Raw genomic sequence first — 18,131 nt, 5'->3', positions numbered from 1 at the left:
GTTTTATTTTAATATTGTTTGCAACTGGAACCTTAAATTTATGAAAAAACTAGTCATGCTGATGTTGGCGGCTTCTGCTTTAACCGCTTGTAGTGATGAAGTGGGCACTGAAGGCTGGTGTAACGACATGCGCGATAAGCCAAAAACAGAATGGACAGCAGACAACGCAGTAGACTTTGCGAAGCACTGTGTTCTTCAAGATGGTGTGGGCAGCGAGCAATGGTGTGAGAACTTGAAAGATAAGCCAAAAGGTGACTGGAGTGCAAACGAAGCTACCAGCTTTACTAAGCACTGCATTTTCTAAGCACTACACTTTCTCAACACGGCGTCTCTCATTATGAGCGATGACTGTGTTAGGCAAAATATTAAGAAAACACCAAGCGTCTTGCTTGGTGTTTTTGTATCGACAATAGCTTGGGCTCTCACGTGCTGAACACACCTATCTTTCCTCTGAGTAGAGTGTTTTACATTTTCGTTTCATTTTTGAAAACCTGTATTACCTGCCTTTAATTTTTCGCATTGCAGTGGCATGGTGTCGGTGTATTCGTCTAATTCAATTAGATTCATAACAAAAAGGGACTCAAATGGAAGTACTCAAAGGCTCATGTCTGTGTGGTAAGGTGAAATTGGAAGTGGCAGATGAATTCAAGTACATGGGAAATTGCCATTGCTCGGAATGTCGAAAATTTACTGGCTCTGACTATTCATCTGCGGGCGGTATTGCTCTAGATAAGTTGCTTATTATCCAAGGAAAAGAGGATATTCAAACTTATCAGAAAAGCGAAAATACCATGTTATGTTTTTGTCGCCATTGCGGGTCGAGCCTGTATTCGAAAAAGAACAATGGGATTGTCAATATTCGCCTAGGTGTCTTGGATGATGCTCCATCCCACAAGCCAAATTTCCATATTTTTGTCGCGTCCAAAGCGCCGTGGCTTGAGATATCGGATAACCTGACTCAGTTTGAGGCCGGGCCCAAATAGAGTAGTAGCGGAAGAGAATTATTTAGTAACAGAGGGCGTTGCAATAAGTCTGCAACGCCCTCTGCGCTTTTATTTTTGAAATTAGAACAGAGATGATTATTTGGCGTCTTGCAGCTCTTCTAAGCCACCTGCATTGTGCAGATTCGTGAACCCTTGTGATTGCAAATGTTGATACGCTTTACCAGAGCGGTTACCACTGCGGCAGTACAATACGATCGCTTGATCTTTATCGACGTCTTGGAAATGTTTATCAAGCTCAGATAAAGGGAAATTGACCGCATTGTCTAAATGCCCCTCAGAGAACTCTTGCGGCGTGCGTACATCGACAATCATTGCGCCTTTCTCAATCAGTTGCCACCCTTGTTCAGCACGCTCAGAAGCCGCCACGTTGGGAGAAAGCAAGCCAACGCACAATGTTGCAAGAAACAGAGATACGACCTTTTTCATTGTTTGATTATCCTTTTTAAGAGTATGTAACCACTCTAGATTTGATTGAACACATTTTCCATAATAAAGATGGTTTTAAGTGGTCGTAAATGTCAAAAGTTTCGATAGAAGATTTTATTCAATTCAATAAAAAATTTTTATGAAATCCACCTCTTGAACTCCAATTTTTCGACCTTATTATTCTCATCGAAAGCGAGCGGTCGACTCGCAAATCCATCTTGATGTTTATTCTGTCTTTTATTTTTGGTTCCAAGTAGGAGGCACTTAAAAATGAAAATTCGTCCTTTAAATGACAAGCTAATTGTTGAAAGACAAGAGGTGGAAAATAAATCTGAAGGGGGAATCGTTTTAACTTCTCAGTCGGTGAAAAAATCAAACCGCGGGAAAGTCATTGCTGTTGGTTTAGGTAAACGCCTTGAAAATGGCGAACGCGCTGCGATGGAAGTCAAAGTGGGCGACCAAATCATTTTCAATGACGGTTACGGCGTGAAAACCGAGAAAATTGACGGCGCAGAATACTTGATTCTGTCCGAATCTGATGTGTTAGCAATCGTTGAGTAATTATTTTTGTAGTAGTTTTTTGAGGAGATAATTATGGCTGCAAAAGACGTATTATTTGCTAATGACGCACGTCAAAAAATGCTGAAAGGTGTGAACTTACTGGCGGACGCAGTAAAAGTGACACTAGGCCCTAAAGGCCGCAACGTTGTGCTTGATAAATCTTACGGCGCGCCAACGATCACTAAAGATGGCGTGTCTGTAGCGAAAGAAATCGAACTGAAAGACAAGTTCGAAAACATGGGCGCACAAATGGTGAAACAAGTGGCGTCCAAAGCGAATGATGAAGCGGGTGACGGTACAACGACCGCTACTGTACTGGCGCAATCTTTCATCAATGAAGGTCTTAAAGCGGTAGCTTCTGGCATGAACCCAATGGACCTAAAACGTGGTATCGACAAAGCTACTGAAGCGGCGGTTGAGAAACTACGTGAAATGTCTAAGCCATGCAGCGACAAAGAATCCATCACCCAAGTGGGTAGCATTTCTGCAAACAGCGATCGCGCGATCGGTGAAATCATTGCAGAAGCGATGGAAAAAGTGGGTCGCAATGGCGTGATTACGGTAGAAGAAGGCCAAGGTCTAGACAACGAATTGTCTGTGGTTGAAGGTATGCAATTCGACCGCGGTTACTTGTCGCCATACTTCATCACTAACCAAGAAAATGGCAGCGTAGAGCTAGACAACCCTTACATCCTATTGGTGGACAAAAAAGTCAGCAGCATCCGCGAGCTATTGCCAGTGTTAGAAGAAGTGGCGAAATCTTCTCGCTCGCTATTGATTATTGCTGAAGACATCGAAGGTGAAGCGCTAGCGACATTGGTTGTGAACAACATGCGCGGCATCGTGCGTGCGACGGCGGTGAAAGCACCTGGTTTTGGTGACAACCGTAAAGCGATGATGGAAGACATTGCGGTACTAACCGCAGGTACGGTCATCTCTGAAGAAATCGGCCTAGAACTCGAAAAAGCAACGCTAGAGCAACTAGGTAGCGCGAAGAAAGTGACCATCACCAAAGACACAACAACTATTGTGGGTGGCGCAGCAGAAGCAAGCGCGATTGCTGATCGTGTGGCTTCGATTGAAAAACAAATCGAAACAACCACTTCTCAATACGACAAAGACAAGCTTCAACAACGTGTTGCGAAGCTTTCTGGCGGCGTAGCGGTGATCAAGATCGGCGCTGCAACTGAAGTTGAGATGAAAGAGAAGAAAGACCGCGTGGACGATGCGCTACACGCTACTCGCGCAGCGGTTGAAGAAGGTATTGTTGCTGGTGGTGGTGTTGCCCTAACTAAGATCGCGAAAGAATTGGCGGATCTAAAAGGTGACAACGATGACCAAAACGTGGGTATCCGAGTTGCGCTACGTGCGATGGAAGAGCCTCTTCGTCAAATCGCAACTAACGCAGGTGACGAAGCTTCAGTCGTAGCGAATGCTGTCAAAGCGGGTGATGCCGATTACGGTTACAACGCTGCAACAGGTGAATACGGCAGCATGATCGAAATGGGTATCTTGGACCCTGCGAAAGTAACACGTTCAGCGCTTCAATTCGCGGCGTCTGTTGCTGGCTTGATGATCACGACTGAAGCGATGATCACCAACCACGTTGAAGACAAAGAACTTGATATCTAACGTTATCAATCGTTAGTGATTAAGTAGGCGTTAAAACAACAATAACATTGCAAAACCTAAGCGGGCTCGCTTGAGCCCGCGAATCAGTCATTTGAGGTAAGTGTTATGACCCGTTTACCCGCGTTTTCTTTCTCAATATCTGAGCCGAGCGGTAATGAAGCTTCGTCAACGTGGCCGACGGCTATTCACTTCCCCCTCGTTCCAGCTGGGCCAGAGTTTTCGATCGAAAATGCTCTGCCTAAACGTCCGACAGTGACAATATTCACTATCGATTTGTCTCAGTTATTTAAAGGGGACGCACGGGTCATTCATTAACTGCATCGAAACAGCCAGCGTAAGTTGGCTGTTTTTTTTCATTTCTGGGTGTAGGTCAAATTATTGATAATGTGAATCGTTTTCGTTTGATTGTCGCTACTTGTTCAATGTGTTAGCTTAAATTGGGACTGTTCCCAAGTAAGGTAATAAAATAATGAATAAGAAAATACTGCTTCCCTTAATGTTAGGGATTTCCGCTACTGCCGCTGCTTCTGATAACAAGGTTGTAGAAAGTGTCTTGATTGATGACATCGCGCTAGAAGGTTACGTGAAGAAAAGCTATGAGGTCGTGATGCAAAGCGAGCCTGAGCTTTTCCCGTACGCGTTTCGTGGTAGCCGTGTGCAAATGAAGTTACTGGTTGAGTTATTCCATAATTCAAAGAACGACAAAAAAGCGGCTCGCGTGATCACTCTAGGGAATGGTTATGTACCAGGTAATCCGGGTGTAAAACACACTTACGATGCTGCGATTGTGGACCGTTTTACTCAAAACTATCCAGTCGCGTTCGACTACAGTATCTATCAAGCTGGTGGCACGCCGGTATTTAGTGAGGATTACTCACCGCAAAACGAAGCCAATGATGTTTCCGTATCGACAACCACGGTTGCTCCGTCTATCGGCTTAACCGCGACTGCAACACCGGGCTCAGCACCAAGTTTTTCTGGCTCGTTGACGACCGATCTCGGTGTGGCTTATACGTCTCGCTACTCAAGTAAGGATTACGTCACCGCAGCCAAACCAAAGGCTTCCATGGAACGCGGTATGGGCGTTAAGTGGACCACCTCTCTTAGCCAAATTTACACCAACGACTACCAGTACTACGGTAAATGGGCGGGCGTTTACCACTACACTGGTTGTTCAAACGAAAACCTATTACCAGAAGAGAACTTGCCGCGTTTGATCTACGGTTTCAAACCGAAATTTCAGTACGTGTTCACACCAGAATTTGAGCGCGGAGAAGAGCCAAAAACGGAGATGATCGCACGAGCTGGCATGAAAGAAGTTGAAGAAGGTTTCTCTCGCAATGCGTGCAACTGGTACGATCAAGGCACAACGAGCCACTACACTGAGGCACAAATTCGCTTCACGATTGATTGGGATACGCTAACCGTTATCACTCAATAAACGTTTCACTTATCAGACCGAAGGTTTGTGGATTGTAATGCGGCTCTAGTAGCCGCATTTTTTATGGTCGAAATCTGATCGCAAGCGCATTAAGTCTTTAAGCCCAGCATCGCGCCGAAAATGACCAATCCCGCACCACATGCTTGGGCGGATTGGCAGCAATCAACACGTTGTGAAACCTTCAACGGCAGCACTTAGCAATCATTTGCGCATTTTTATTTTTGCATACAAGCCGCGGTGGATGGCTTAGGCGCGGCGATGGGATCGTATCCTTTTGTTATGGACGATATTAAGCGCGGTAATTTGGTCGCGCCATTTGGTTTTGTGCTATTAGGTTGCAATTATGTTTTATTGAGCCAAGATAAAAAGCGTACAGAACTCGAACATAAATTCATCACGTGGTTACAAACGCAAATGGTAGAGTGTGTACCACTACCATCGCAGCAAAATACGCAAGGCGAATAGAAGGCGTAGAGCGTGATTACGTCAGTCAGTTTGATGGAAAAGGGCTTAGGAAATTGGAAATGGAAAACCTCAATATTGTTGAAATCAAATCATTTGTTCCAGCGAAAGATTACGCGCTCTCAAAACGTTTTTATGAGGCGATAGGCTTTGATATGGCGTCAGACTTCGGTGATGTGGCGTACTTCTCTCAAGGCAGCTGCGCGTTCCTTTTACAGAATTTTTATGAGCCAGAACACGGCAACAACTTCATGATGCACTTGCTCGTAGAAGACGCAGAAAGCTGGCATCAGCACTTATCCAAAGTGGGCCATGAGGAATTTGGCTCGCGTTTGACTGAGCTGGTCGAGCAACCTTGGGGCATGCGCGAATGTTGTTTGTTTGACCCTAGTGGCGTTTTATGGCGAATCGGTCAGAACATGAATACTGACTAACGCCAGTCCTCTTTTCAGAACATCTATATCGCGCAGGTATTGATATCTCGATACCTGCGCGTTTTGTTTTTTGCTTAACCTTGCCAACGTTTCTCGCGCACTCACGCCTTTTTCGAGGTGGTGTGCGATGGACTGACCCCAAAAAGTTCCTCAAGCAGCATGGCTCTGACTTCTGCCCCACCGATTAACGCCAAAAGTGCGATCCCACCTGGGATGAGAATCACCATCAATATTGGTCTTAAAATATAAGAAAAGCAGAATATGGTCGGCAAGAAAATCAATCCTTGGCCTAGTTTGTTTAATACGTACATGAGCGATTCCTTTTGTTTTTATATAAAATTGAGCGTGCTCATTTTTATAATTGAGCGCGCTCAATTTGTCAATGTCAGCCGCTCAAGGTATGATCCTTTCAGGCTCATTAAGCAGATACATCAATGACGAAGCGACAACAAACCAGAGACAAAATCCTAAAAGCCGCGTGGGCATCTTTTGCTCAGAATGGCTATGACATGACGACCACAAGGCAGATTGCGAGAGAAGCAGGAGTCGCCGATGGTACGGTGTTCAGCCACTTCCCGACCAAACTGTCGATTTTGCGCGAAGGGATGCTGACACAACTGCAACAGATCAGCCAAGAGACGCTAGTCAGTGTGGAAGGTAAGACAGCTATCGACATTGGTTTGGCGTTGACGGAGAAATACTATCGCTACTATTTTGCGAACGTCGAGCTGAGCCGAGCCTTGTTGAAAGAGGTGATTTGGGATTTGGATTATTACCAGTCGTTTAACCAAGAGTTGTTTCAATCTGCGAGCGTAAGTTCTGTTCTTGAAGACAAAATGCCGTTGATTTTTGACTGCTACTTCATGACGCTAATAGCACATTTAAGCCGAGCAGAACCAGATGTTGAAGCCGCGCTTACAGATCTTCATGCTAAGTTTCAGCAAATCATTGCGACTACATAAAATGGCCCCAACGCAGAATTTGAAAGAATATACTGCCTGTCATTTTATTTGCTGGACTCCCATTTTCTCGTTTCAGTTGGCGTCTCACCAAATAGCCGCTTGTAGCTTTGACTGAACTGCCCGAGATGAAAAAAACCAAAGTCAAAAGCGATTTCTGCAATTGTTCGATTATCTTCAGGGCTTTGTAGCACTCTACGTACTTGATTCAGCCGCATTCGGTGTATGAATTGCTTTGGCGAAGTATTACAGCAATGTTCAAAAGTGTACTGCAGTGTTCGGCGACTGACGTGCACAGCGTCACACAGTTCACTGACGGTGATCGGAGTTCTGTAATCTAAGTCGTGTAGCTGTTGCTTTATGCGGCGCATCACATGCTGACGATGAGAGATTGATATCGGGTGGCTTGCGCTTGGTGAACTGATTGAGAACAGTTCGAGTACGATGTCTTTTAAAACCACCTGATGTGTGCTGTCAGACCATCGCGACTCAGTGGGACCGAGCAAAGTACCCAAGTAGAATTTAAGTTGTTGAATGTGCTTTTCTGTTGGTCCCGCTAAGTGCGGTGTGTTGCAGCCGATACCGTCTAACTCGAGCTGTTTTTCTATGATTTGAACCAGTTTTCTGTCGAGTACTATCCCATAGATAGAAAACTGCTCCGGTGTCATTAACTCAAAATCTGCACCGCCTTGTCTAAGCAAAAGCTGGCTTGCATTAAACTGACTGTGATTTAGGTGTAGCGGCTTATTTTCCGCACTCAAGCCCAACCAAATTCCTCCCTCTTCAACCCTGCATTGCTGTCTTAGTGAGCGGTTACTGTCTTCACGAAATACATGGAAATTGGGAAATCGTCGTTCTCGAATTTGACCTAAAAATCGGCCATCGCTGAGTTGATCGTATTCCTGTTGCCAGTTTATTAGGCTTGCAGCTTGTTGGTTTGCATCCTTTGTGTGATGGATGCACAGCATTGGTGCGGTTTGGGGTGTTTGGTCACTCATCCTTGTGATGCTCATTCCTTTTTTGTGAGTCATGTTGGAGCAGTTTTTATGTAACTCATTGTTTATTAGTGTTTTATAAATGTTGCCAGTTTTTGATAACGCTACGGAACACATTTGGCAATACTTTCTTAAAGCTTATTGATAGTTCAGCAAAAAGCGAACCAAATAGTGAAGAGGAAGAGCAATGACGGCAACTTATCGTCGGCAACAAGGAAGTAAAGTCTATACCTTTAAGTCATTAGCTGACTTGATGGCGAAAGCGACACCGGAGCGATCAGGCGATGCGTTAGCTGGGGTTTGTGCTCAGTCAGCGGCAGAACGTGTAGTCGCACAAATGGCGCTGTCTGAGTTACCACTTAAAACGTTTCTTAACGAGGCGGTTATTCCATACGAAAGCGACGATATCACTCGCCTAATTATCGATACGCATGACCTTGAAGCCTTTAAACCGATTGAGCACTTGACGGTCGGAGATTTTCGAAATTGGCTGCTGAGTGAAGAAGCCGATGGTGAAACGTTGGCTAAAATTCGTCAAGGTTTAACACCAGAAATGGTGGCCGCAGTCAGTAAGATTATGCGCAACCAGGATTTGATTCTCGTTGCTAAAAAATGCCAAGTTGTCACGGCTTTTCGGAATACGATTGGTTTGCCTAGTCGCCTGTCTACTCGCTTACAGCCGAATCACCCCACTGATTCTCTCAACGGTATCGCAGCGACCATTTTTGATGGTCTGATGTACGGAAATGGCGATGCGGTTATCGGTATCAATCCGGCAACAGATAATGTGCCTCAAGCTATTAAGTTAATGAACTTAATGGATGAGGTGATTCAACACTATCAAATACCGACTCAGTCTTGTGTGTTAACTCATGTCACGAACACGATCGAAGCCATTGAAATGGGTGCACCAGTCGATCTCGTTTTTCAGTCGATAGGTGGCACGCAAGGGACGAATGATACCTTCGGAATCGACTTGTCGATTTTGAAAGAGGCCCATGAAGCCGCGTTGTCTTTGAATCGAGGTAGCGTAGGAAACAATGTGATGTATTTTGAAACCGGACAAGGTACCGCGCTGTCTGCGAATGCATTTCATGGGGTCGATCAACAGACTTGTGAAGCCCGTGCTTATGCTGTCGCGAAACAGTTCGATCCTTTGTTGGTTAATACAGTCGTTGGGTTCATTGGCCCTGAGTATCTGTTTGATGGCAAACAGATCATTCGTGCTGGGCTTGAAGATCATTTTTGTGGGAAGCTGCTTGGTTTACCCATGGGTTGCGACATCTGTTACACCAATCATGCCTATGCCGATCAGAATGACATGGATAATTTGCTGACACTGTTAGGCGTGGCCGAGTGCTCTTTCATCATGGGTATTCCAGGGTCTGATGACATCATGCTCAACTATCAAACTACCTCATTTCACGATGCCCTTTACGCAAGAAAAGTACTCGGTCTGAAGCCAGCTCCAGAGTTTGAACAATGGTTAATGGAGATGCAGATTTTCGAGAGCGTGCAAGACGTTCGGTTAAGTGAGCAAATCTCTCGCTCGTTTTCGGGAGCAATTAATCAACTGAATAAGGGGTATTCTCATGGGTAAAGTGATCACCATTTCTCAGTCCACACAAGACGAGTCTGAAGTTGTCACACACAACCCTTGGGGCAAGTTACGCAACTTCACCTCTGCTCGGATCGCTCTGGGTCGCAGCGGAAACAGTGTACCAACCAACGAGTTACTCTCATTTCAGCTGGATCATGCCCAAGCTATGGATGCAGTGCATTGCAGTTTGAATATTGAGTCTCTCGTTGCTGGTTTGTCGGACTCTTACTCGATTCTTGAAAATACCTTAGAGCCTCCAGTGGTAGTGAGCAGCCAAGTGAGTGATCGGCTTATGTACTTGCAAAGGCCCGATTTAGGACGGCAGCTCGATGAATCTTCTTGGCAAACGCTCAACTCGATAGCAAAGGAACATAACACTGACATTGATCTTGCGATTGTTATTGCTGATGGACTTTCTTCCGTCGCAATTCAAAACCATGCCGTGCCTGTTGTTACTCGATTGATTTCTCTTTTAAGCGCTGATGATGAACATCAATGGAAATTCGCACCTATCACAATCGTAAAGCAAGGAAGAGTAGCGGTAGGGGATGATGTTGGTGAATGTTTTAACGCTAAGGCCGTGCTGGTTTTAATTGGAGAGAGGCCAGGTCTAACTTCTCCGGATAGCATGGGTATGTATCTCACTTGGGGGGCTAAACGAGGCTCTAAAGATTCCCAAAGAAACTGCATTTCCAATGTGCGCCCTCAGGGGCTCAATTATGACGATGCCTGTGAACGCGCATTTTACTTGCTCAAGGAGGCTCGAAAATTACAACTGTCAGGAGTGAACCTGAAAGATCGCTCCGACATCAATGAGCCAGGTGGCGCAAGCGTTGAAGATAAACACAGTGACAACTTTTTAATTTCATCAAAGTAGAAGGATTTACTATGTCTAAACATCAGGAGTACTTGGCCAAAAGGCAGCTAAAAAGAGGCACCGCAGGTTGGATTTTACTTGCTGGCTTAGGTGTCTCGTATGTTATATCTGGTGACTTCGCCGGTTGGAACTTTGGCATCGCTCAAGCAGGATGGGGAGGCTTTCTTATTGCTGCTATCGCGATGGCAGTAATGTATTTCACGCTAGTATTGTCTTTAGCTGAAATGTCTGCGGCTATTCCTGCTGCGGGTGGTGGTTACAGCTTCGCAAGACAGGCGATGGGGCCGACAGGTGGCTTTTTCACTGGCTTATCAGTTTTGATTGAATATGCGCTCGCACCTGCTGCGATAGTAATTTTTATTGGCTCAGCAGTGAATGAATTGGTTGGTATCGATGGTCCTGTTGTTTACGCACTTTTCTACGCCGTCTTTATCGCTATTCACATGGCAGGTGTTGGCGAAGCTCTCAAAGTAATGATGGTCATCAGCGGTTTGGCTGTGCTAGCTATTCTAATCACTGCTGCTGTGCTTATTGGTCACTTTGATGTTAATAACTTATTCGATATTGCTCCGGCGACGGCTCAGGCAACAGAAATCTTGCCGTTTGGGTGGTATGGCGTATGGGCGGCGTTGCCATTTGCAATGTGGTTGTTTCTTGCGGTTGAAGGTGTACCTTTAGCGGCAGAGGAGGCAAAAAATCCGGCAAAAGATGTTCCAAAAGGCATCATTGGTGCGATGTTGTTTTTATTACTAACCGCAACTCTGGTAGTCGTTCTTTTGGCTGGTGCGGTTGGTTCAAAGGTCATAGGCGATAGCGCGGTGCCATTAGTTGACGCGCTGAAGCTTACAGGCAATTCAACGATAGCAATGGCCGTGAACTTACTTGGATTGGCTGGTCTTATCGCTTCTTTCTTCTCTATCATTTATGGTTACAGTCGCTTGGTGTTTGCGCTTTCCCGCGCGGGTTATTTGCCGCAAACTTTGTCACTAACCAGTGACAAAAAAGTGCCTTCTCGTGCGCTTTTGGTTCCGGGCGTTTTTGGGTTCTTGGTTTCCCTTACGGGAGAGGGGGACTTAATCTTGGCGATGGCAGTTGTCGGTGCGACGGTATCGTACGCATTAATGTCCTTGAGCCATATTTTATTGCGAATTAAACAGCCGGAGTTAGCTCGCCCATATAAAACGCCTGGCGGGGTAATCACTTCGAGTATTTCTCTGGTGCTTTCTTTGATCGCAATGACAGGTGTTTATGCTTTTGATCCCTCTGCCTTTTTCATGACAATGGGATTGTTTCTTATCGGTGGTGTTTATTATGGTTTATACAGCCGCAACAAATTGGTGGCAGCAACTGCCGAAGAAGAGTTTGCCATGCTGTCGGTTGCAGAATTAGAGCTTGAATCAGATGTAGCACGATAGCCATTTCAATTATTGTTCGCCACTACATCAAGGGAGCCATGTGCTCCCTTTGTCATTTCTATCAAAAGTGCATAGCGCACAAATGCATCACTTTAACTTTATAAGTGGTTAATCATGTGAAAGTCTAGTCTGGATAACTATGGCGCAGAGCCATCACAGGTAAAGGTTAAGTTTTCAAGGAAAGATCATGATAAACAAGGTATTTAATACACTTTTGGGAACAGAGTTACCGATTATTCAAGCGCCAATGGCCGGCGTGCAAGACAGCCAAATGACCATAGCTGTCAGTAATGTTGGCGGGCTTGGCTCGTTACCTTGTGGAATGCTGAATAAAGACGCCATCGTTAAAGAACTTCAACTTATTCAACAGGCGACCAATCGACCGTTCAACCTCAACTTCTTTTGCCATGAAATGCCGGAATACGACGCCAACAAGCACGAAGAGTGGCAAAAAACGCTGCAACCGTATTTTTCTGAAGTTGGTGCAACCGTACAGGCTCAGCCAAACGCTCCGACAAGGATGCCTTTCAATCATGATATTGCTGACGCGATTGAACCATTTGCACCGCCAGTAATCAGTTTCCACTTTGGTTTGCCTGCCGATGACTTGTTAGCGCGAATTAGAGGTTGGGGAGGGAAGATCCTTTCGACAGCGACCACGGTGGATGAAGCACTATGGCTGGAAGCAAAAGGCGTTGACGGCATTATCGCCCAAGGCTTGGAGGCTGGTGGACACCGAGGCATGTTTTTATCGGATGATTTATCTACTCAATTAGGCTTGATGGCGTTGTTACCGCAAATCGTCAAGCGCGTGAATTTGCCTGTTATTGCAGCAGGAGGAATTGCCGATAGAAACGGTGTACAAGCCGCGCTGAAGTTAGGAGCAAGTGCCGTGCAGGTTGGCAGCGCCTATTTGTTGTGTGATGAGGCAAAAACCTCGTCTTTACATCGATATGCGATTGCCAGTGAGCGCGCGCAGCATACGGCGGTGACTAATGTTTTCTCGGGCAGGCCAGCACGAGGCATTGTGAATCGCGCGATGTCGGAGCTAGGCTACATCTGTGAGTCTGCGCCGAAATTCCCATATGCGTCCATTGAAATGACTCAGTTAAGAGCGCTTATGGAGAAGCAAAACCGAGATGAATTTACGCCGTTGTGGTGCGGACAAAATTCGTCGGGTTGCAAAGAAGTTTCGGCAGCAGAAATGACACTGTCATTAGTGGAAGGGATTGATTTGAGCTTATGTTCCTCAGACTAATTTGGCCTGAGGAACACATTTCAAGTGAAGGTTATTGAGGCGCTTTCATCGCTTCAGATTGGTCGCCCGTCATCACGAAGTGCAACTCACCACCTGGTTTGAACTCGGAATGGTCGAAAAAAAAGCCGTTATCTAAAGCTTTGCCATTGATGGTGACAGACTTGATGTACATGTTGTCATCGGCGTTGTTCTCTGTGGTGATGGTGAACGTGCCGCCTTTCACCGGAATCACTGCTTTGTCGAATAGTGGACGACCCACAGTGTAAATAGGTTCTGCTGCGTTCACTTGGTAGAAGCCTAATGCAGACATCACATACCAAGCGGACATGGCGCCCACGTCTTCGTTACCAACTACGCCTTCTGGGGCAGCGAAATACATGTCATCCAGAATGTGGTCGACGACTTGTTGCGTCTTCCATGGCTCTGCGGTCCAGTTGAATAGGTAAGGAATGTGGTGCGAAGGTTCGTTACCAAACGCAACTTGACCAATCAAACCAGACATATCCGGTGTTTCTGTGCCTTGGCTTTCTGCGGTGAAGGTTGCTTCTAGGTTTTTCTGGAACTCAGCATCGCCACCCATGATGGTTTTTAAGCCCGCGATGTCATGCGGTACAAACCAAGTCCACTGCCACGCGTTACCTTCGGTGTAGTTGCCTGTCTCGTGTTCTGTGCCGTATGGGTCGAATGGCGTCATGAAGGTTTCATCAATCATCACTGGGCGCATGAAGCCCGTCACGCCATGTTCTGCGTATTCCGTTGGGTTGTAATCGAAGTACTTCTTGTAGTCTTTTGAGCGTTCAAGGTATTGCTCTTCCGCTTGAGTATCACCGGCTGCTTTGGCAATTTGTGCGATAGCCCAATCGTAGAACGCATTTTCCAGACCGTAAGAAACAGACTCAACCGTGTAGTCTTCAAATACAGGTTCACCATCGACACGCTGAATAGCAGGCGTGAAGCCGTTTTTCTCAATGTAGTCGATGTGCTTGGTTAAAGTGCGATCCAATACGCCTTGATCCCAATCGGCTTGCAATGCAGGGTAGTTCTCGTAAGTCGAAGAGTCGATCGCGGCTTTCAGCGCCAGCTCTTTCTCTTGCTGAGTAAACTCTTCTGGGAACTTAGTGATCGCATCCGCAATCACTGCTACCGCTGGGTAGCCAACCATGGTACCTGTCTCGTCACCTAAGTGCTCCCATTTCGGTAGTAAGCCGCTTTCAGTGTACTTCTGAACTAGGTTCTTCGCGTATTGTACCGCGCGGGTTGGCTCAGTGATGGTTTTTAGTGGGTGCAACGCACGTTGGGTATCCCATAGAGAGTAAACCGAGAAGTTTGGCTGCTCTTCCGTTGCTTGACCGTAAGCGATGGAGTATTCCCCTTCGCCTTCACGAATCGAGCCTTTGCCCATGCCACGGAATCGACCATCCACGTCTTGATGCACCATAGGCGCAAACTTGGTGTGGTAAAGCGCAGTGTAGAAGATCTCTTTCTGATCTTCCGTGCCCCCTTCGATAGAGAAGTTGAGTGCTTTTGCCCATTTCTCACGTGCGTTGTTGCGCGCAGTATCGAAAGAGACATTCGCTTCGGCATCGTAGTTGTTTTCTGCGCCTTGTGGGTCAACCGCAGATAACGCCACTTGCGCATTCAACTCTTGTGAGCCTTCATCTTCAAATTCGATGTAGGCAGTGACGTCCGCTTTGACACGCTTAACTGGATTACCTTGGTCATCGTATATCAATTCAGAAACGTGTTCTGCCGTTAGGCCGTCAACAGGTTCGCCATTGGCAAGGATGTAGACGTCTTTGATCTTCTTATCAAAAGTCGCATAGAAGAAGATTTTTTGGTTTTTCGCCCAACCAGAGAAGTGCGCTGCGTCGCGCTCGCCCGTGATGGTATGACCGTCTTCGCTCACCGTCAGTTTGTTGCGCAGAGAGGTCGAACCCCAATCACTGTTAAGGATGGAGTTGAGGTCTATCTTCAGACGTTGTGGTTGACCTTGTGGGTAGGTGTAGCGGTGGAAGCCGACACGTTCAGACGCCGTAAGCTCGGCTTTGATACCGTTCTCTGCAATTTTCACCGAGTAGTAACCCGCTTCTGCCACTTCTGAGGTTTTGTCCATCTTGACTGAAATCGCTTCGCGGTAGTCGTCGCTGTCTTCGATGTATTTAGCTTTATCTTCGGTAAACGGTAGGAACAGAATGTCACCTAAGCCGCCCATACCCGTGCCGGATAGGTGAGTGTGGGAGAAGCCAAACAGGGTCTTTTTATCGAAGTGGTAACCTGATGAAGAGTGCCAGCCGATCAGCTCGGTATCTGGAGACAGTTGCACCATGCCTTCTGGCACAACAGGACCTGGGAAGGTGTGTCCGTTAAAGCCTGTCCCAATGAATGGGTCGACGTATTTTAAGTTGGAAGTATCGACGCTTGGTGAGGTGTTATCGTCGTCATCGTTGCAGCCAGCCAAACCAATAACACTTGCAATCACTGCGGTGGCGATAGCGGTTTTCGTAAAGTTCATAATCTTGATTCCTTAGGCAGGAAGCGCGTCACTTCCTGCCACTGAGTTAATCTATCTGCTTATTCTTTAAACACGAATTACATAAAACGTTACTGAGCTTGAAGCGCTTCTTGCTTGTCACCCGTCATGACGAAGTGAAGCTCGCCGCCCGCTTTGATTTCGCTGTGTTTGAAGGTGAAGTTGGCATCCAGCGGTTTGCCGTTGATGGTTACAGACTTCACGTACTTGTTGTGTGGGCTGTTGTTGTCTGCGATGACTGTGAACTCGCCGCCTTCCACTGGAATGGTGATTTCATCAAACATAGGACGACCGATGGTGTAGACCGGATCCGCAGGCGTCACTTGGTAGAAGCCCATTGCCGACATCAAGTACCAAGAGCTCATCTGACCCACGTCTTCGTTACCAATCAAGCCGGTTGGCTCGCTGGTGTACATCTCTGACATGATGCGGTCTAGGTACTCTTGCGCTTTCCATGGCTCATCCGTTAGCGCGTATAGGTAAGGAATGTGGTGCGATGGCTCGTTACCGTGCATGTACTGACCGATGTAACCCGTTAGGTCTGGTAGCTCTTCGCCTGTGTTTGAAGAACGTGCATTAAATAGCTCGTCCAAATCTTCACGGAAAGCTTTCTCTGGCGTGGTGTCTTTGCCTTGCGCCAAGTCTGCTTGGTAGATTTCTTGTTTCAGACGGTTGAAATCGTGCATTGGTTGGAACTTCCATTGCCACGCGTTCCCTTCGGTGTAGGCAAACTCGTCCACGTAGTAAGGGTCAAATGGTAGCAGTGGGCATTTCTCTTTCATCACGCCTGAGCCTTCTGGCCACTCAACCATTTCACACTCATCCAAACGCTCTTCATCAATCGGTTGGTTGAACTCCAAAGGCGGTTTGTTTGGTGATGAACTCATCGGATGGTTCTTTGGACGTAAGAAGCCAGTTTCTGCATCCCAATGGTTAAGCCAGTTGTCGGCACGAGTCATAAACTCTTCTTGCAGTTTTACATCGCCAGCCATGCGCGCGATTTCTGCCATTGCCCAGTCGCCATAAGCAAACTCAAGCGTGTAAGACGCACTGTTCCAATAGCCGTGATGAACAAAGCCGTTTTCTTCGTACACCTTCACTTGCACAACGTTTGCTGCGCCGATGTTGTTGTCTTCCGTCCAATCTGGGAATTCAGATGCCTCGTGGTAGCGCACCGTAAATTCAGCCGCTTCTTTGGCAAGTTGTGGGTCGATGTCTAAGCCTTTTGCCATCGCGTCAGCAATGATAGAAACCGCAGGGAAGCCGATCATCGTGCCCGTGTAGTGGCTGTGCAGTTCCCATTTCGGCAAGATGCCACCGTCTTCGTATTTACGAATCAGGTCGTTGGCAAACTCTTCGGCACGTTCTGGGTCGATGATGGTTTTCAGTGGATGCGCAGCGCGGAAGGTATCCCACATGGAGTACACGGAGTAGTTTGGTGTGTCGCCCGCGTCTTTTTGAATGCGAGTACGCATCGCAGGGTATTGACCGTCGACATCTTGGAAAATCATTGGCGCGATAGAAGCGTGGTAGAGCGCGGTGTAGAAGATTTCTTTTTGATCTTCTGTGCCGCCAGATACCATCATGCGGCTAAGCTCTTGGTGCCATGCGTCGTTGGCTTGAGCGCGCGCAGTATCAAATGACACGTCTTTCGCTTCTGCTTCTAGGTTCTTCTCTGCACCTTCTGTGCCTGTTGGTGACAAGCCTACTTGGATTTCTAGCGGTGTTGATGATGGTGCGAATTCTAGGTAAGCGATGGTTTTCACTGCGTCGATGTTGTCGTTGTTTACATCGATTTCCGTTTCTGCGCCGTCAACTAGAGCAATGGCTTTGACGATAGGTTGGTTGAAGGTGGCGTAGAAGTAGACGTGTTGGTTGTTCGCCCAACCGTTCGAGCTACGTAAACCGCGAATGGTGTAAGCGTCGATGAACTCTAAATCACCCTTCATGGGGCGGTTGTTGAAGTGACCTTTGTTGAGAGTGTGGTCTAAATCGAACTTGATGTGTGGCGTGGTGCCTTCTCTGAAGGTGTAGCGGTGGAAGCCAACACGTTGCGTGGTAGTTAGCTCAGCTTTGATTTCGCCTTTGTTCAGTTCAACCGCGTAGTAACCCGCTTCGGCGGTTTCGTTGTCTTTATCGAACGTGTTGAAAACGGCGTTTTCTTTTTTGGTAAAAGGCAGAACTAAGATATCACCAAGGTCGGTAATGCCTGTGCCAGAAAGGTGAGTGTGGGAGAAACCATACACTGGGATTTCAGTCAGTTTGCCGTGGTCGAAGTAACCTGCGGCAGAGCCCCAGCCTTCCATTTCAGTATCAGGAGAAAGTTGTACCAAACCGTAAGGCACAATCGCCCCCGGGAAGGTGTGACCATCTGCACCTGTACCAATCAATGGATTGACGTATTGAGTTAGTGTGGTGTCGAGGGATGGTGTTCCAGATTTGCTGTTGTCGTCATCACTGTTACAACCAGCAAGACCAAACATGGCAGCGAGTATAGCGGTAGAGATAAGGGTTCTTTTTAGTTTCATTTTTATGGT

Annotated in this window: 17 protein-coding genes and 1 pseudogene; 13 read left to right on the top strand and 5 right to left on the bottom strand. The window is 46.7% G+C overall.

The features are described from left to right. The first annotated feature begins 40 nt into the window (after window positions 1-40). The gene (locus VEA_RS18605) at window positions 41-304 is read left to right on the top strand and encodes a DUF3012 domain-containing protein (protein ID WP_005395285.1); all 264 of its coding nucleotides are present in this window, start codon (window positions 41-43) and stop codon (window positions 302-304) included. A 280-nt stretch (window positions 305-584) separates the two neighbouring features. Then, window positions 585-983, top strand: coding sequence for a GFA family protein (locus tag VEA_RS18600; RefSeq protein WP_005395284.1), 399 nt, complete (start codon window positions 585-587; stop codon window positions 981-983). A gap of 96 nt (window positions 984-1,079) precedes the next feature. On the opposite strand, the gene VEA_RS18595 is transcribed toward VEA_RS18600, so the two are convergent. Further along, window positions 1,080-1,430: a rhodanese-like domain-containing protein gene (locus tag VEA_RS18595; RefSeq protein WP_006741318.1), complete on the bottom strand. Its 351-nt coding sequence runs from the start codon at window positions 1,428-1,430 to the stop codon at window positions 1,080-1,082. Between the two features lie 270 nt (window positions 1,431-1,700). Here VEA_RS18595 and VEA_RS18590 point away from each other — a divergent pair, with 270 nt between their 5' ends. The 6 genes and pseudogenes from VEA_RS18590 (at window position 1,701) to VEA_RS18570 (ending at window position 5,960) form a co-directional block, all read left to right on the top strand. Beyond that, window positions 1,701-1,991: a co-chaperone GroES gene (locus VEA_RS18590; protein WP_005373989.1), complete on the top strand. Its 291-nt coding sequence runs from the start codon at window positions 1,701-1,703 to the stop codon at window positions 1,989-1,991. A 33-nt stretch (window positions 1,992-2,024) separates the two neighbouring features. After that, complete coding sequence (gene groL, locus VEA_RS18585; protein ID WP_005395280.1) at window positions 2,025-3,623, top strand: chaperonin GroEL; 1,599 nt, start codon at window positions 2,025-2,027, stop codon at window positions 3,621-3,623. A 105-nt stretch (window positions 3,624-3,728) separates the two neighbouring features. After that, a complete protein-coding gene (locus tag VEA_RS23605) occupies window positions 3,729-3,938 on the top strand; it encodes a hypothetical protein (RefSeq protein ID WP_005395278.1) in 210 nt (69 codons plus the stop codon). 154 nt (window positions 3,939-4,092) lie between these two features. Beyond that, window positions 4,093-5,064, top strand: a complete 972-nt coding sequence (locus VEA_RS18580; protein WP_006741319.1) for a leukocidin family pore-forming toxin — start codon at window positions 4,093-4,095, stop codon at window positions 5,062-5,064. 135 nt (window positions 5,065-5,199) lie between these two features. After that, window positions 5,200-5,529, top strand: a pseudogene (locus VEA_RS24370) (type 2 periplasmic-binding domain-containing protein); the annotation flags it as partial. Between the two features lie 59 nt (window positions 5,530-5,588). Next, a complete protein-coding gene (locus VEA_RS18570) occupies window positions 5,589-5,960 on the top strand; it encodes a VOC family protein (protein ID WP_005395273.1) in 372 nt (123 codons plus the stop codon). A 101-nt stretch (window positions 5,961-6,061) separates the two neighbouring features. Here the strand turns inward: VEA_RS18570 and VEA_RS18565 are convergent, their stop codons facing one another. After that, complete coding sequence (locus tag VEA_RS18565; RefSeq protein ID WP_006741322.1) at window positions 6,062-6,271, bottom strand: hypothetical protein; 210 nt, start codon at window positions 6,269-6,271, stop codon at window positions 6,062-6,064. Window positions 6,272-6,394: 123 nt separating this feature from the next. On the opposite strand from VEA_RS18565, the gene VEA_RS18560 reads away from it, so the two are divergent. After that, complete coding sequence (locus VEA_RS18560) at window positions 6,395-6,922, top strand: TetR/AcrR family transcriptional regulator (RefSeq protein WP_006741323.1); 528 nt, start codon at window positions 6,395-6,397, stop codon at window positions 6,920-6,922. Window positions 6,923-6,966: 44 nt separating this feature from the next. On the opposite strand, the gene VEA_RS18555 is transcribed toward VEA_RS18560, so the two are convergent. Then, window positions 6,967-7,917 carry a helix-turn-helix domain-containing protein gene (locus VEA_RS18555; RefSeq protein WP_041853092.1) on the bottom strand — a complete coding sequence of 317 codons (951 nt, stop codon included), beginning with the start codon at window positions 7,915-7,917 and terminating at the stop codon, window positions 6,967-6,969. Between the two features lie 184 nt (window positions 7,918-8,101). On the opposite strand from VEA_RS18555, the gene VEA_RS18550 reads away from it, so the two are divergent. The 4 genes from VEA_RS18550 (at window position 8,102) to VEA_RS18535 (ending at window position 13,064) form a co-directional block, all read left to right on the top strand. After that, complete coding sequence (locus tag VEA_RS18550) at window positions 8,102-9,514, top strand: ethanolamine ammonia-lyase subunit EutB (protein ID WP_005388715.1); 1,413 nt, start codon at window positions 8,102-8,104, stop codon at window positions 9,512-9,514. Beyond that, window positions 9,507-10,391, top strand: coding sequence for an ethanolamine ammonia-lyase subunit EutC (gene eutC / locus VEA_RS18545; RefSeq protein WP_006741325.1), 885 nt, complete (start codon window positions 9,507-9,509; stop codon window positions 10,389-10,391). The genes VEA_RS18550 and eutC overlap by 8 nt, the downstream gene beginning before the upstream one ends. A gap of 11 nt (window positions 10,392-10,402) precedes the next feature. After that, complete coding sequence (gene eat / locus VEA_RS18540) at window positions 10,403-11,806, top strand: ethanolamine permease (RefSeq protein ID WP_006741326.1); 1,404 nt, start codon at window positions 10,403-10,405, stop codon at window positions 11,804-11,806. Between the two features lie 187 nt (window positions 11,807-11,993). Beyond that, complete coding sequence (locus VEA_RS18535; protein ID WP_006741327.1) at window positions 11,994-13,064, top strand: NAD(P)H-dependent flavin oxidoreductase; 1,071 nt, start codon at window positions 11,994-11,996, stop codon at window positions 13,062-13,064. A gap of 31 nt (window positions 13,065-13,095) precedes the next feature. On the opposite strand, the gene VEA_RS18530 is transcribed toward VEA_RS18535, so the two are convergent. After that, complete coding sequence (locus VEA_RS18530; protein WP_006741328.1) at window positions 13,096-15,576, bottom strand: GH92 family glycosyl hydrolase; 2,481 nt, start codon at window positions 15,574-15,576, stop codon at window positions 13,096-13,098. A gap of 89 nt (window positions 15,577-15,665) precedes the next feature. Further along, window positions 15,666-18,122, bottom strand: coding sequence for a GH92 family glycosyl hydrolase (locus VEA_RS18525; RefSeq protein ID WP_006741329.1), 2,457 nt, complete (start codon window positions 18,120-18,122; stop codon window positions 15,666-15,668). Window positions 18,123-18,131: the final 9 nt, after the last annotated feature.

This window comes from Vibrio antiquarius (genome assembly GCF_000024825.1).
Classification (GTDB): Bacteria; Pseudomonadota; Gammaproteobacteria; order Enterobacterales; family Vibrionaceae; genus Vibrio; species Vibrio diabolicus.
Note: the sequence above shows the minus strand (reverse complement) of the source record. Positions and strands in the feature narration are given on the sequence as shown.